This is a genomic window from Mesorhizobium sp. WSM4311 (assembly GCF_002295115.1).
Classification (GTDB): Bacteria; Pseudomonadota; Alphaproteobacteria; order Rhizobiales; family Rhizobiaceae; genus Mesorhizobium.
Genome location: NZ_NSFV01000018.1, coordinates 30,152 through 43,408, shown reverse-complemented (window position 1 = coordinate 43,408; position 13,257 = coordinate 30,152). Strand labels below are relative to the sequence as shown.

Sequence of the window (13,257 nt, the reverse complement as noted above, 5' to 3'; positions counted from 1 at the left end):
AAATCCGGGCGCGGCGGACACACGGGAGGCAGGTCCACCGCAGCCAGTTTCGGGCAGAAGACGAGCAGCAGAAAACGTCTGAACATGAGGGAGGAGATTATGAGAAACCTACGCAGCATTGGCATTGCCGCCGGACTGGCGCTGAGCGTCTCGGTTCCGGCACTCAACGCTTTCGCTTCAGAGCCGACAGTCCCGCCGGTGCCGGCGACCTTTCCGGCCGAGGGCAAGATCAAATACGTCGCGCGCGACTCCATCCTGGAGTTCAAGGCCCTGCCGGAATATCACGAGCCGGATTGGGTGACCGAAAAATACGTGAAGACCGGCAAGCTGCCGCCGGTGAAGGACAGGCTGCCGAAGGAGCCGCTGGTCTTCAAGACGGCCAACATGCCTGACGGCGTCGGCGTCTATGGCGACACCATGCGCCATGTCATCGGCGGCCGGCCGGAAGGCTGGAACTATGGCGCCGGCCAGACGCAAGGCTGGGGCGGCATCGATATCGGCCTCTCCGAATGCCTGACGCGCACGGCGCCGCTGTTCCAGGTCGAAGCCAAGGACACCGAGCCGCTGCCGAACCTCGCCAAAAGCTGGGAGTGGTCGAAGGACGGCCACAAGCTGACCATGCATCTGATCGAGGGGGCCAAATGGTCCGATGGCGTGGCCTTCAACGCTGACGACGTCATGTTCTATTGGGATGACGAGGTGGTCGACCCGAACGTCTCGCCGCTCAATGGCGCGACGCCGGAAACCTTCGGCGTCGGCACGACGCTGAAGAAGATCGACGACTACACTGTCGAGTGGACGTTCAAGGAAGCCTTCCCGAAACAATACCTCTACGCCATGGCCTACGGCACCTTCTGCCCAGGCCCCGCGCACATACTGAAGCCGCAGCATCCGAAATATTCGAAGAACACCTACGACCAGTTCAAGAACGCCTTCCCGCCGGAATATATGAACATGCCGGTGATGGGCGCCTGGGTTCCGGTCGAATACCGGCCGGACGACATCATCGTCATGCGCCGCAACCCCTACTATTGGAAGGTCGACGAGAAGGGCAACCAACTGCCTTATCTCAACGAACTGCAATACAAGCTGTCGACCTGGGCCGACCGCGACGTCCAGGCGGTCGCCGGCTCGGGCGACTTCTCCAACCTCGAGCAGCCGGAAAACTTTGTCGCCTCGCTGAAGCGCGCCGCTGAAGCGAACGCGCCGGCACGGCTCGCCTTCGGTCCACGCCTCATCGGCTACAATCTGCGCATGAACTATTCCGCCAATGGCTGGGGCAACCCGGACGAGCGAAGCCAGGCAGTTCGTGAGCTGAACCGCAATGAGGACTTCCGCAAGGCCGTCACCATGGCGCTCGACCGCAAGGCGCTGGGCGCCTCCTTGGTCAAGGGGCCGTTCACCGCCATCTATCCCGGCGGTTTCTCCTCGGGCACCAGCTTCTATGACCGCAAGTCGACCGTCTACTATCCGTTCGACCTCGCGGGCGCCAAGGCCGAACTTGCCAAGGCCGGCCTCAAGGACACCGACGGCGACGGTTTCGTGAACTTCCCGGCCGGCACCGCCGGCGGCAAGAACGTCGAGATCGTGATGCTGGTCAACAACGACTACGGCACCGACAAAAGCCTTGCCGAAGGTGTCGTCGCGCAAATGGAAAAGCTGGGCTTGAGGGTCGTGCTGAACGGCCTCAACGGAACCCAGCGCGACGCCTCGCAATATTCCGGCCGTTTCGACTGGCTGATCCGGCGCAACGACCAGGAACTGACCTCGGTCGTGCAGAACACCGAACAGCTTGCGCCCGTCGGCCCGAAAACCAGCTGGAATCACCGTGCGCCGGAAAGCGGCGAGGTCGACCTGATGCCTTTCGAAAAAGACCTCGTCGACATCGTCAACAAGTTCGTCGCGTCAGAGGACAACGACAAACGCGCCAGTCTGATGAAAGAGTTCCAGAAGATCTCGACCGAACACGTCTACAATGTCGGCCTGACGGAATATCCCGGCGCGCTGATCGTCAACAAGCGCTTCTCGAACATTCCGCAGGGCACGCCGATCTTCATGTTCAACTGGGCCGAGGATTCGATTGTCCGCGAACGCGTCTTCGTCGCGGCCGGCAAGCAGGCGAAATACGAATTGTTCCCGCAGGAGCTTCCCGGCAAGCCCGGGGACAAGGGCCCGATGTAAGTTTACCTCCCCTGACCAAGAGAGACCCGGTCGCGCCGCTGGCGCGGCCGGGACAGACCAACCCTCCGAACGACCCTAAATGGGAGCGTCCGGCGAAATGAGGAAGCCGACCGTCCATGCTGCGATTCTTGGCTATGCGCATAGCGTCGGCAATTCCGGTCCTCGCAATCCTGAGCCTCGTCACCTTCGCCATCATCCAGGCGCCGCCCGGCGACTATGCCGACTACATCCGTTCGCAGCTGATCAACCAGGGTGGCGCGTCCTTCGCCGAGGCCGATGCACAGGCGCAGGCCTACCGCGTCGAACACGGCCTCGATAAGCCGCTGCCCGTCCAGTATCTCAACTGGATCGGCGGCATCATCACCCGCGGCGATTTCGGTTACAGCCTCTACTACAACAAGCCGGTGGCCGATGTCGTCGGCGAGCGCCTGCCGCGCACGCTGCTCCTGGCGCTGGTCTGTCATCTGCTGGCCTCGGTGCTGGGCATCACCTTCGGCATATGGGCGGCGACAAGGCAATACACCTGGATCGACTCGACGCTCTCGGCCATCTCCTTCCTCGGCATGACCGTGCCGCGCTTCCTGATGGCGCTGATCATCGTCTATCTCCTCGTCTTCCAGTTCAACGTGTCGGAAATCGGCTCATTCTTCTCGCCGCAATTTGGCGGCGCGCCGTGGTCGTGGGCGAAGTTCGTCGACCTGGTCAAGCATGTCTGGCCGGTCGTGGCGATCGCCACTTTCGGCGGCCTCGCCTACAATATGCGCGTCATGCGCGGCAATCTGCTGGATACGCTCAACGCGCAATATGTCGAGACGGCGAGAGCCAAGGGTCTGACCGGCAGCGCTGTCGTCATGCGCCATGCCGTGCCCAATGCACTGCATCCCCTCGTCATGTATCAGGGCGTGGTGTTGCCCTACATGCTCACCGGCGAGATCGAGACGGCGATCATCTTCGCGTTGCCGACCGTCGGCCCGGCGATCGTCGGTTCGATGGCGGTCGGCGACGTCTATGTCACCGCTACCTTCATGATGGTGCTGTCGGCGACGCTGATCGTCGGCAACATCATCGCCGACATGCTGCTCGTCCTGCTCGACCCGCGCATCCGCCAATACGGAGAGAGCTAGATGCTTGCCCGCGATCCATCACCCCCGCCGCTGCCGGCCGAAGGACCCATCGTCGCCAAACCGGCGCGCGGCAATGAGAGCTATGTCGCGCTCGTCTGGCGCCGGCTGAAGCGCTCCTGGACCGGCATGGCAGGGCTTTGGCTCGTCGTGCTGCTGCTGGTGATGGCTGTGTTCGCCGAATTCCTGGCACCGATGGATCCGAAGGCTACCGATGTCGGCTTCGCCCCGCCACAACTGCCTTCCTTCCACGACAAGGACGGCAATTTCGTCGCGCGGCCGCGGGTCTATGCGCTGGCCGATTCGGCCGATCTCGATCCGGTCACCTTCCAGCCCGTCGTCGGCCCCGACTACGACCATCCGAGGCTGCTTGGCTTCTTCGTCGAGGGCGCGCCCTACAAGCTCTTCGGGATGATCCCGGCGGACCGGCATTTCTTTGCTTCGACGGACGGCCAGCCTGTACATTTCCTCGGCACCGACAAGTTCGGCCGCGATGTGCTGTCGCGCGCCATCCACGGCTCGCGGGTCTCGCTGATGATCGCGCTGACCGTCGTCTTCATCATCACCGTCATCGGCACCACCGTCGGCATGGTTTCCGGCTATTTCGGTGGCCGGTTCGACGTCTGGATGCAGCGCTTCGTCGAACTGGTGCTGGCCTTCCCGCAGCTGCCGCTCTATTTGGCGCTGACGACGCTGATCCCCGTCACCGCGCCGACCAACGTTTTCCTCGCCTTCGTCATCATCGTCATGTCGGCGCTGGGCTGGGCGCAGATGTCGCGCGAGGTGCGCGGCAAGACGCTGGCGCTGGCGCGCATCGAATATGTGCGCGCCGCCATGGCGGTCGGCGCCACCGACCGGCGCATCGTCCTGCAGCACATCTTGCCCAATGTGATGAGCCACGTGATCGTCGCCGTCACCTTGGCGATCCCGACGGTGGTGCTGCTCGAATCCTTCCTCGGGTTCCTCGGCTTCGCGGTCAAGCCGCCGCTGATCTCGTGGGGCCTGATGCTGCAGGACACCGCGACCTATTCCGTCATCGGCACCTATCCCTGGATCCTGTCGCCGGTCGGTTTCGTGCTTGCCACCGTTTTTGCCTTCAACGCGCTGGGCGACGGCCTGCGTGACGCCGTCGATCCGTATTGAGGTGGCTGGGATGACCGTCGTACTCGCCGATTCCTTCGCCCCGACCGTTCGTCATGACCATGACGGTCGCCAGGACCAGCCCATCATCGATGCCCGCAACATCGAGGTCGCCTTCAAGGTCGAGCACGGCGTTGTCGAAGCGGTCAAGGACATCTCGTTCCAGCTCTATCGCGGCGAGACGATTGCCATCGTCGGCGAATCCGGTTCCGGCAAGTCGGTGACGGCGCGCGCCGTCATGGGGCTGCTGTCGCGGCGGGCCACCGTTTCGCCCCGGTCGAGCATTTGTTACGACGGCCAGAACATCCTGAAATTCCCCGAGAGCGAGCGGCGCAAGCTGCGCGGCAACCGCATCTCGATGATCTTCCAGGAGCCGATGAGCTCGCTCAACCCGATCTACACGGTCGGCAGCCAGATCGTCGAGGCGATCCGGGTGCACCGCAAGGTGAGCCGCCGGCAGGCCTGGGCACGGGCGCTCGAACTGCTGCGGCATGTCCAGATCCCCGAGCCGGAGGCTCGGCTCAAACAGTATCCGCACCAGCTTTCGGGCGGTCAGCGGCAGCGCGTGATGATCGCCATGGCGCTGGCCAACGATCCCGACGTGTTGATCGCCGATGAGCCGACCACCGCGCTCGACGTCACCGTCCAGGCGCAGATCCTGAACCTGATCCGCAATCTGCAGAAAGAGCTGCGGATGGCGGTGATCCTGATCACCCACGATCTCACCGTGGTGCGCAAATTCTCCGACTATGTTTATGTCATGCAGCATGGCGCGATGTGCGAGCACAACGTCACCGAACGGCTGTTTGCGGACCCGCAGCACCCCTACACGCAGCGGCTGCTCGCCTCGGAGCCGCGCGGACGTCCGCAACCGCTTCCTGAGGGCAGCGGCGCCATCCTCGAGGCGAATGACGTGCGCGTCTGCTTCATGCTGCGCCACGGCGGTTTCCTGAAGCCGGACTGGCGCGAGCTGGTCGCCGTCGACGATCTCGGCCTCAGGCTTTGCCGCCACGAGACGCTGGGGCTGGTCGGCGAATCCGGTTCCGGCAAGACCACCTTCGGCCAGGCGCTGCTGAGATTGATCGACGCCAGGCGCGGCGAGATCCGTTTCGACGGCCAACCGATCCAGGGCCTGTCGCGCAACGAGATGCGGCCGCTGCGCTCGCGCATGCAGATCGTCTTCCAGGATCCGTTCTCCTCGCTCAATCCGCGCATGACGATCGGCCAGATCATCGAGGAAGGGCTCATCGTCAACAGCATCGGCGCGACGCGAGCCGAGCGGGTCGACCGGGTGCGCGAGGCGCTGGTCAGCGCCGGCATGCCGGGCGATATCCTGTCGCGGTTCCCGCACGAATTCTCCGGCGGCCAGCGCCAGCGCGTCGCGATCGCCCGCGCCATCGCGCTTGAGCCCGAATTCATCCTGCTCGACGAGCCGACATCGGCGCTGGACCTCTCCGTCCAGGCGCAGATCATCGACCTCTTGCGCAAGCTGCAGGACGAGCGCGGCCTCAGCTACCTCTTCATCTCGCACGATCTCAAGGTGGTGCGCGCGCTGTGCCACCGCGTTATCGTCATGCAGCACGGCAAGATCGTCGAGCAGGGACCTGTCGACGAGGTCCTCACCAATCCCAAGACCGCCTACACCGAACGGCTCGTCCGAGCCGCTTTCGATGTGGCTTGAACATATGCCGGAGGTTAGCATGGCAAGACATCCCAGGATCACTTTCATCGGCGCCGGCTCGACCGTGTTCATGAAGAACATTGTCGGCGACGTGCTGCAGCGGCCAGCCCTCTCGGGCGCGACGATCGCGCTGATGGACATTAATCCGCAGCGGCTGGAAGAGAGCGCCATTGTCGTCAACAAGCTGATCGCGACGCTCGGCGTGAAGGCGAAAGCCGAGACCTATTCCGACCAGCGCAAGGCACTTGCCGGGGCCGATTTCGTCGTCGTCGCCTTCCAGATCGGCGGCTACGAGCCCTGCACGGTCACCGATTTCGAAGTGCCGAAGAAATACGGCCTGCGCCAGACGATCGCCGACACGCTCGGCGTCGGCGGCATCATGCGCGGCCTGAGGACCGTGCCGCATCTATGGAAGATCTGCGAGGACATGCTCGCCGTCTGCCCCGAAGCGATCATGCTGCAATACGTCAACCCGATGGCGATCAACACCTGGGCGATTTCGGAGAAATACCCCACCATCAAGCAGGTCGGGCTCTGCCATTCGGTGCAAGGCACGGCGATGGAACTGGCGCATGATCTCGGCATTCCCTACGAGGACATCCGCTACCGCTCGGCCGGCATCAATCACATGGCCTTCTACCTGAAATTCGAGCACCGCCAGCCCGACGGCTCCTACCGCGACCTCTATCCGGATCTCGTGCGCGCCTATCGCGAAGGCCGCGCGCCCAAACCCGGCTGGAATCCGCGCTGCCCCAACAAGGTGCGCTACGAGATGCTGACCAGGCTCGGCTATTTCGTCACCGAAAGCTCGGAGCATTTCGCCGAATACACGCCCTACTTCATCAAGGAGGGTCGCCCCGATCTGATCGAGAAATACGGCATTCCGCTCGACGAATACCCCAAGCGCTGCATCGAGCAGATCGAGCGCTGGAAAGACCAGGCGCAGGCCTACCGCTCGGCCCAGCGCATCGAGGTCGAGGAGTCCAGGGAGTATGCCTCCTCGATCATGAACTCGGTCTGGACCGGCGAACCGTCGGTGATCTACGGCAATGTCCGCAACAATGGCTGCATCACCTCGCTGCCCCGCGACTGCGCCGCCGAAGTGCCATGCCTGGTCGATGCCTCCGGCATCCAGCCGACCTACATAGGCGACCTGCCGCCGCAATTGACGGCGCTGATCCGCACCAACATCAACGTCCAGGAACTGACGGTGCGGGCGCTGATGAGCGAGAACCGCGAGCACATCTACCATGCGGCGATGATGGATCCGCACACGGCGGCCGAACTCGACCTCGACCAGATCTGGTCACTGGTCGATGATCTCCTGGCTGCTCACGGCGACTGGCTGCCGGCTTGGGCACGCGTCAGCCGCAAGACCGAGGCCGCCTGACGGGCGATCCCGGTCTTACTTGGGCTCGTCGGTGTCGGGTTCTTCCTCGTCGTCGCGGGCCTTGATGACATAGGCGCCCTTCAGCCAGCGATTGAGGTCGATGTCCTTGCAGCGGGCCGAGCAGAACGGAAAGGTGTCGCGCGCCGACGGCTTGCCGCATTCGGGGCAGGGGCGCTTCGGCCGCAGCGGCGTGATTTTGGAGTCGGAATTCATGGCCGTGCGGTCAGCCAGCTCTGATGGATCTTGAAGCCTTCGCCCGATAGCAACGCCACCGTCTCATAGAGCGGCAGGCCAACGATGTTGGTGTAGGAGCCGACCAGCTTGACGACGAACGAGCCGGCGAGACCCTGGACGGCATAGCCGCCGGCCTTGCCGCGCCATTCGCCCGAGGCGACATAGGCTTCGATCTCCTCGCGCGGCAGCCGCTTGAAACGCACCCGCGTCTCGACCAGTCGCTGGCGCAGCTTGCCGCCCGGTGTGATCAGGCAGATGCCGGAATAGACCCGGTGCGAGCGGCCGGACAACAAGCCGAGGCAGTTGGCGGCATCGTCCAGCGTCTCGGCCTTGGGCAGGATGCGCCGCCCGACCGCAACCACGGTGTCGGCGGCCAGCACGAAGCTCGGCGCATGATCCGTCTCGGTGTTCAGCGACGCGAACGCCTTCTCGGCCTTTTCCTTCGACAGCCGCTTGGCCAGCGAGCGCGGATGCTCGGCACGCAGCGGCGTTTCGTCGATATCGGCTGGCAGGATACGGTCCGGCTCGATGCCGGCCTGCTGCAACAGTTCAATGCGGCGCGGCGAACCCGAGGCAAGCACCAGCTTCTGCAAAATGCTCATCGCGTTCCGGCCAAGCCTCGATCTTACTTGAAGCGGTAGGTGATGCGGCCCTTGGTCAGGTCGTATGGCGTCATCTCGACCAGAACCTTGTCGCCGGTCAGCACGCGGATGCGGTTCTTGCGCATGCGGCCGGCCGTATGGGCGATGATCTCGTGTTCGTTTTCGAGCTTCACCCGGAACATCGCGTTGGGCAACAATTCCGTCACGACACCCGGAAACTCGAGGACTTCTTCCTTCGGCATTCGATACCTTTGCTTGGATTGCAGTTCCAGCGCTTAGAGCATGATGCCGAAAAGTGTGAAGCGGTTTTCGGACGACATCATGCTCTACTTCTTGGTTTAGAGTCGGATGATTTCAGGTCGAACAGACCTGAAATCATCCGACTCTAGCCGGAATTTCGGCGGAACCTATATGATAATCGTCCGCTTGTGAACACGCTTAATCTGTCGCGTTTTTTGCCTCTGAAGCCAAGAAACGTCGGCTTATGCGCAACTTTAGCCGCTCGCGCACGTCGCGGTAGGCCGCCAAGATCTGCTCGCGCGTGCCGCCGGCATTGGTCGGGTCCTGTGTCGGCCAGTATTCGACCTCGACGGCGAGCGAGCGGGTGAGCTCCAGCGCGGCATGGTGCGCCTCCGGCGCCAGCGTCACGATCAGGTCGAAATAGTCGTCCTCGAGATCGTCCAGCGTCCTGGGATGGCGCTCGCCCAGCGACAGGCCCTCCTCCGCCAGCACCGCATCGACGAACGGGTCGCGCTCGCCGGCGCGTACGCCGGCCGAGGCGACGAAGATGGTGGCGGGCAGCATCCGGCGCGCCAGTTGTTCGGCCATTGGCGAGCGCACGGCATTCATGCCGCACACGAACAGGATCGAGCGGGGCAGGGCGCCGGTTACCAGGGCTAGCCCCGCCAGTGCAGCACGCAGACCAGCGTGAACAGCCGGCGCGCCGTATCGAAGTCGATGTCGATCTTGCCGGAGAGCCGGTCCATCAGCGTCTGCGAACCTTCATTGTGCAAGCCGCGCCGGCCCATGTCGATCGCCTCGATATGGCTGGGGGTCGAGGAGCGGATGGCGTCGTAATAGCTTTCGCAGATCATGTAGTAATCCTTGACGATGCGCCTAAGCGGCGTCAGCGACAGGATGTGGGTGACCACAGCGGTGCCGTCCTCGCGTGCTACGGCAAAGACCAGGCGCTGCTCGGCCAGCGACAGTTTCAGCCGGTAGGGGCCGGCCCCGCTGTCGTTGACGGGCTGAAAGCTGTTCTCTTCGATCAGGTCGAAGATCGCCACCGCCCGCTCATGTTCGACATCGGGTGTCGAACGGCCGATCGATTCATCGAGTTCGACATCGATCAGTTTTGCGCGGGTTTGATCGGAGCCCGTCATCTCGGCCTACATGTTCAGCCGGATAGCGACGGACCGGCCATGCGCGTCGAGCCCTTCCGCCTTGGCGAGCGCGATCGCCGCTGGCGCCAACACGCGCAATTGCTCCGGCCCGAGCTTCAGGATCGAGGTCCGCTTGACGAAATCGAGCACCGACAGGCCCGACGAGAAGCGCGCCGAGCGCGCGGTCGGCAGCACGTGGTTGGAGCCGCCGACATAGTCGCCGATGGCTTCCGGCGTGTGGCGCCCGAGAAAGACGGCGCCGGCATTGCGCATCCGCGACAGGAACCCTTCGGCATCGTCAATGGCCAGTTCGACATGTTCGGCGGCGATGCGGTCGACCAGCGGCAGCGCGGCCTCGATGGTCGCGACCTCGATCACCGCGCCAAAATCGCGCCAGCTCGCCGCTGCGGTTTCACCGCGCGGCAGGGTCTGCAACTGGCGTTCGACCGCCTGTTCGACCGCCTTGCCGAGGGCCGGATCGTCGGTGATCAGGATCGATTGCGCCGACACGTCGTGTTCGGCCTGGGCGAGCAGATCGGCGGCGATCCAGTCGGGATTGTTGTTGCCGTCGGCCACCACGAGCACTTCCGACGGACCGGCGATCATGTCGATGCCGACCGTTCCGAACACCTGGCGTTTGGCCGCCGCGACATAGGCATTGCCCGGTCCGACGATCTTGGCGACCGGCCTTATGGTCTCTGTGCCATAGGCAAGGGCGGCGATCGCTTGCGCGCCGCCGACGCGGTAGATTTCGGTCACGCCTGATATGTCGGCCGCCACCAGCACCAGCGGATTGATGATGCCACCCGGGGCCGGCACAACCATGACGACGCGCTCGATGCCGGCCACGCGGGCCGGCACGGCGTTCATCAGCACCGAGCTTGGATAGCTCGCCGTGCCGCCCGGTACATAGAGCCCGACGGCCTCGATCGCTGTCCAGCGCCAGCCGAGCTCGACGCCGGCGGCATCCGTGTAGCGATCGTCTTTCGGCCGCTGCCGTTCGTGGTGGGAGCGAATGCGATCGCGCGCGAATTCGAGCGCTTCGATCGCCTTTGGATCAGCCATCTCGTAAGCGGCTGCAATGTCTTGCTTCGACACGGCAATGCCGAGGCTCGTCAAATCGGCCCGATCGAACCGTTGGGTGTAGTCGATCAGGGCCGCGTCACCCTCGGCGCGCACGCGCGCGATGATCTGGCGAACCGCTGCGTCGACATCCTCGGACGCTTCCCGCTTGGTTGTCAGGAAAGCGGCGAAGCGCTGCTCGAAATCGGCGTCGGACTGGCGAAGCGTGATGGCCATGGCCCGGTCAAGCCTTGTGAATGGGGCGCGACGTGGCTTCCCACGCGCCGCTTATATCGGCAAGGCGGGCCTCGATGCATTCGACATCGAGCATGATGGTGCCGCCGCCCGAAAAGATGATTTCGACGATGCCGGCCGGCTTGCTGATCTCGATGAAGCTGATTGCCAGCAGGGACAGCACCTCGGCCGGCTTGTCGCGGGCAATGCCGTTGGTCTTGGCGCCCAGCACCCGGTCGAAATGCAGCACGGCCTGCCGCCGCTCATTGTGTTGGCGGAACAGGCCCGACTTCGCCTCCCAGACGAAACGGTTCATGGTCAGCACGAAACGCTTGGCCGCAGGCAGGAATTCGAGGTCCGACACCTTCATCACGGCGTCCTGGACATGGGCCGAGACGATGCTCAGATCCTGGTCGTCGAGCGCGATAAGCTTGAGGGCCATGCGGAATTTGCACCTAAGGTTGGTTTCAGCCTTCTGTTAGGCGGTCTTTCCGGCCGGTGCAACCGCGACACGACTTCCACCCGAGGCAATTGCCTCGGGTTTGCGGTGCCGGCAGGGGATGAAGGCCTATGGGGCTGTCTCTATGCGAAAGCTGGCGGCTTTCAATCGTCAGGCGGAAATGCGCTCGATCACCGCGCCGCAGTTGGACAGTTTTTCCTCCAGCCGCTCGAAGCCGCGGTCGAGATGGTAGACGCGGTTGACCGTGGTCTCGCCTTCGGCGGCGAGGCCGGCGATGACCAGAGAGACGGACGCGCGAAGGTCGGTGGCCATGACCGGCGCGCCTTTCAGCTTCGCCACGCCGTCGACGATCGCCGTCTGGCCAGAAAGCGTGATGTGGGCGCCGAGTCGGGCCAGTTCCTGGACGTGCATGAAGCGATTCTCGAAGATCGTCTCGGTGATACGCGACTTGCCCTTGGCCATCGTCATCAGGCCCATGAACTGCGCCTGCAGATCGGTCGGGAAGGCCGGGAAGGGCGCGGTCGTCACGTCGACCGGCGAAATGCCGGCGCCGTTGCGCTTCACGCGGATGCCGGAATTGGTCTGGGTGATCTCGGCGCCCGTCTGCGAAATCACGTCCAGCGCGGTCTGCAGCAGCTCCGGCCGCGCGCCTTCGAGCACGACGTCGCCGCCTGTCATGGCGACGGCCATGGCATAGGTGCCGGTCTCGATGCGGTCGGGAATGACGCGCACGCGCGCGCCCGACAGCGATTCGACACCGTCAATGGTGATGGTCGGCGTGCCGGCGCCGGAAATCCTGGCGCCCATGGCGTTGAGGCATTCGGCGAGGTTGACGATTTCAGGCTCGCAGGCGGCGTTTTCCAGCACTGTCTCGCCCTTGGCCAGCGAAGCCGCCATCATCAGCACATGGGTGGCGCCGACCGAGACCTTGGGGAAGACGTAGCGATTGCCGACCAGGCGGCCATTCTTGGTCTTGGCTATGACATAGCCGGTGTCGACGTCGAGATCGGCGCCAAGCGCCTGCAGGCCTTCGAGGAACAGGTCGACCGGGCGCGTGCCGATGGCGCAGCCTCCGGGCAGCGACACCTTGGCCTCGCCCATGCGGGCCAGCAGCGGCCCGATCACCCAGAATGACGCCCGCATCTTCGACACCAGTTCGTAGGGCGCCGTCGTGTCGACGATGTTGCGGGCGGAGAAGTTGATGGTGCGCGAATAGCCTTCATTCTGCTTCTCGCGGCGGCCATTGACCGAGTAATCGACGCCGTGATTGCCGAGGATCCGTATCAACTGCTCGACATCGGCCAGATGCGGCACGTTTTCCAGCGTCAGCGTGTCGTCGGTCAAGAGCGAGGCGATCATCAGCGGCAAAGCGGCGTTTTTCGCGCCCGAGATCGGAATGCTTCCGGCAAGTTTGTTGCCGCCGACAATTCTGATGCGATCCATTGGAGAATGTCCCTCTCGGCCAAAAAGGCCGGTTCAATCGTTTGAGTATCGGCCCGTCTAGACCATTGGCCGGTGTGGTTCAAGAAATAGGATTTCCACGCATCCGGGCCAAGAGTGGCCGATTTGAGTTAATCTTTCTGTATTTCCTTGGCGGCACCGAGCCCGTCCGGCCTCTGGTCGGCTTCACCCGTGCGGCGCGAGCGCGATTGCGCCTTGCGCTTCTGCAGATTGGCGCGCAACTGCTCGGCGAGCCGGTCCTTGCGGTTCGTGCCGCCCTTTTTCGGTGATATCGTCTTGTCGCTCATCGTCCCGTCCCGGCCGGCGACC

14 protein-coding genes are annotated in these 13,257 nt (G+C 63.6%); 5 read left to right on the top strand and 9 right to left on the bottom strand.

All coding sequences use genetic code 11. The features are described 5' to 3' along the window. Nucleotides 1-99: 99 nt before the first annotated feature. From CK226_RS30510 to CK226_RS30490, 5 genes are all read left to right on the top strand, one after another. Nucleotides 100-2,181 (top strand): ABC transporter substrate-binding protein, encoded by a 2,082-nt coding sequence (locus CK226_RS30510; protein ID WP_095775323.1) that lies wholly within the window; start codon nucleotides 100-102, stop codon nucleotides 2,179-2,181. A 116-nt stretch (nucleotides 2,182-2,297) separates the two neighbouring features. Continuing rightward, nucleotides 2,298-3,305, top strand: coding sequence for an ABC transporter permease (locus tag CK226_RS30505; RefSeq protein ID WP_095775276.1), 1,008 nt, complete (start codon nucleotides 2,298-2,300; stop codon nucleotides 3,303-3,305). Continuing rightward, on the top strand, nucleotides 3,306-4,445 hold the full coding sequence (locus CK226_RS30500) for an ABC transporter permease (RefSeq protein WP_095793808.1): 1,140 nt from the start codon (nucleotides 3,306-3,308) through the stop codon (nucleotides 4,443-4,445). It abuts the gene before it with no gap. Nucleotides 4,446-4,455: 10 nt separating this feature from the next. Beyond that, nucleotides 4,456-6,123, top strand: a complete 1,668-nt coding sequence (locus CK226_RS30495; RefSeq protein ID WP_095793807.1) for an ABC transporter ATP-binding protein — start codon at nucleotides 4,456-4,458, stop codon at nucleotides 6,121-6,123. Between the two features lie 19 nt (nucleotides 6,124-6,142). Continuing rightward, a complete protein-coding gene (locus tag CK226_RS30490) occupies nucleotides 6,143-7,513 on the top strand; it encodes an alpha-glucosidase/alpha-galactosidase (RefSeq protein WP_095789766.1) in 1,371 nt (456 codons plus the stop codon). Nucleotides 7,514-7,528: 15 nt separating this feature from the next. Here CK226_RS30490 and yacG read toward each other — a convergent pair whose 3' ends face one another. From yacG to CK226_RS30445, 9 genes are all read right to left on the bottom strand, one after another. Continuing rightward, on the bottom strand, nucleotides 7,529-7,726 hold the full coding sequence (gene yacG, locus CK226_RS30485) for a DNA gyrase inhibitor YacG (protein WP_095775280.1): 198 nt from the start codon (nucleotides 7,724-7,726) through the stop codon (nucleotides 7,529-7,531). Further along, on the bottom strand, nucleotides 7,723-8,349 hold the full coding sequence (locus CK226_RS30480) for a Maf-like protein (RefSeq protein WP_095775281.1): 627 nt from the start codon (nucleotides 8,347-8,349) through the stop codon (nucleotides 7,723-7,725). Before CK226_RS30480 ends, yacG begins: the two co-directional genes overlap by 4 nt. Nucleotides 8,350-8,372: 23 nt before the next feature. Then, nucleotides 8,373-8,591, bottom strand: coding sequence for a translation initiation factor IF-1 (infA, locus tag CK226_RS30475; protein ID WP_006200926.1), 219 nt, complete (start codon nucleotides 8,589-8,591; stop codon nucleotides 8,373-8,375). A gap of 196 nt (nucleotides 8,592-8,787) precedes the next feature. Further along, entirely contained in the window at nucleotides 8,788-9,258 is a 471-nt protein-coding gene (locus CK226_RS30470; protein WP_095793806.1) for a low molecular weight phosphatase family protein, read from the bottom strand. Then, nucleotides 9,246-9,731, bottom strand: a complete 486-nt coding sequence (locus tag CK226_RS30465; protein WP_023776484.1) for a UPF0262 family protein — start codon at nucleotides 9,729-9,731, stop codon at nucleotides 9,246-9,248. Before CK226_RS30465 ends, CK226_RS30470 begins: the two co-directional genes overlap by 13 nt. 6 nt (nucleotides 9,732-9,737) lie before the next feature. Beyond that, nucleotides 9,738-11,030 (bottom strand): histidinol dehydrogenase, encoded by a 1,293-nt coding sequence (hisD, locus tag CK226_RS30460; RefSeq protein ID WP_095793805.1) that lies wholly within the window; start codon nucleotides 11,028-11,030, stop codon nucleotides 9,738-9,740. A 7-nt stretch (nucleotides 11,031-11,037) separates the two neighbouring features. After that, nucleotides 11,038-11,469, bottom strand: a complete 432-nt coding sequence (locus CK226_RS30455; RefSeq protein WP_095775284.1) for a DUF2948 family protein — start codon at nucleotides 11,467-11,469, stop codon at nucleotides 11,038-11,040. Nucleotides 11,470-11,637: 168 nt separating this feature from the next. Next, on the bottom strand, nucleotides 11,638-12,930 hold the full coding sequence (murA, locus tag CK226_RS30450; RefSeq protein WP_010914066.1) for a UDP-N-acetylglucosamine 1-carboxyvinyltransferase: 1,293 nt from the start codon (nucleotides 12,928-12,930) through the stop codon (nucleotides 11,638-11,640). 128 nt (nucleotides 12,931-13,058) lie between these two features. Further along, on the bottom strand, nucleotides 13,059-13,235 hold the full coding sequence (locus tag CK226_RS30445; RefSeq protein ID WP_095793804.1) for a hypothetical protein: 177 nt from the start codon (nucleotides 13,233-13,235) through the stop codon (nucleotides 13,059-13,061). Nucleotides 13,236-13,257: the final 22 nt, after the last annotated feature.

What these genes read in the sequence shown, in the direction of transcription:
- CK226_RS30495 (WP_095793807.1), top strand. Translation starts at nt 4,456, where the DNA reads ATGACCGTCGTACTCGCCGATTCCTTCGCCCCGACCGTTCGTCATGAC.
- infA (WP_006200926.1), bottom strand. Translation starts at nt 8,591, where the DNA reads ATGCCGAAGGAAGAAGTCCTCGAGTTTCCGGGTGTCGTGACGGAATTG.
- yacG (WP_095775280.1), bottom strand. Translation starts at nt 7,726, where the DNA reads ATGAATTCCGACTCCAAAATCACGCCGCTGCGGCCGAAGCGCCCCTGC.
- murA (WP_010914066.1), bottom strand. Translation starts at nt 12,930, where the DNA reads ATGGATCGCATCAGAATTGTCGGCGGCAACAAACTTGCCGGAAGCATT.
- CK226_RS30445 (WP_095793804.1), bottom strand. Translation starts at nt 13,235, where the DNA reads ATGAGCGACAAGACGATATCACCGAAAAAGGGCGGCACGAACCGCAAG.
- CK226_RS30455 (WP_095775284.1), bottom strand. Translation starts at nt 11,469, where the DNA reads ATGGCCCTCAAGCTTATCGCGCTCGACGACCAGGATCTGAGCATCGTC.
- CK226_RS30490 (WP_095789766.1), top strand. Translation starts at nt 6,143, where the DNA reads ATGGCAAGACATCCCAGGATCACTTTCATCGGCGCCGGCTCGACCGTG.
- CK226_RS30480 (WP_095775281.1), bottom strand. Translation starts at nt 8,349, where the DNA reads ATGAGCATTTTGCAGAAGCTGGTGCTTGCCTCGGGTTCGCCGCGCCGC.
- CK226_RS30500 (WP_095793808.1), top strand. Translation starts at nt 3,306, where the DNA reads ATGCTTGCCCGCGATCCATCACCCCCGCCGCTGCCGGCCGAAGGACCC.
- CK226_RS30465 (WP_023776484.1), bottom strand. Translation starts at nt 9,731, where the DNA reads ATGACGGGCTCCGATCAAACCCGCGCAAAACTGATCGATGTCGAACTC.
- CK226_RS30505 (WP_095775276.1), top strand. Translation starts at nt 2,298, where the DNA reads ATGCTGCGATTCTTGGCTATGCGCATAGCGTCGGCAATTCCGGTCCTC.
- CK226_RS30510 (WP_095775323.1), top strand. Translation starts at nt 100, where the DNA reads ATGAGAAACCTACGCAGCATTGGCATTGCCGCCGGACTGGCGCTGAGC.
- hisD (WP_095793805.1), bottom strand. Translation starts at nt 11,030, where the DNA reads ATGGCCATCACGCTTCGCCAGTCCGACGCCGATTTCGAGCAGCGCTTC.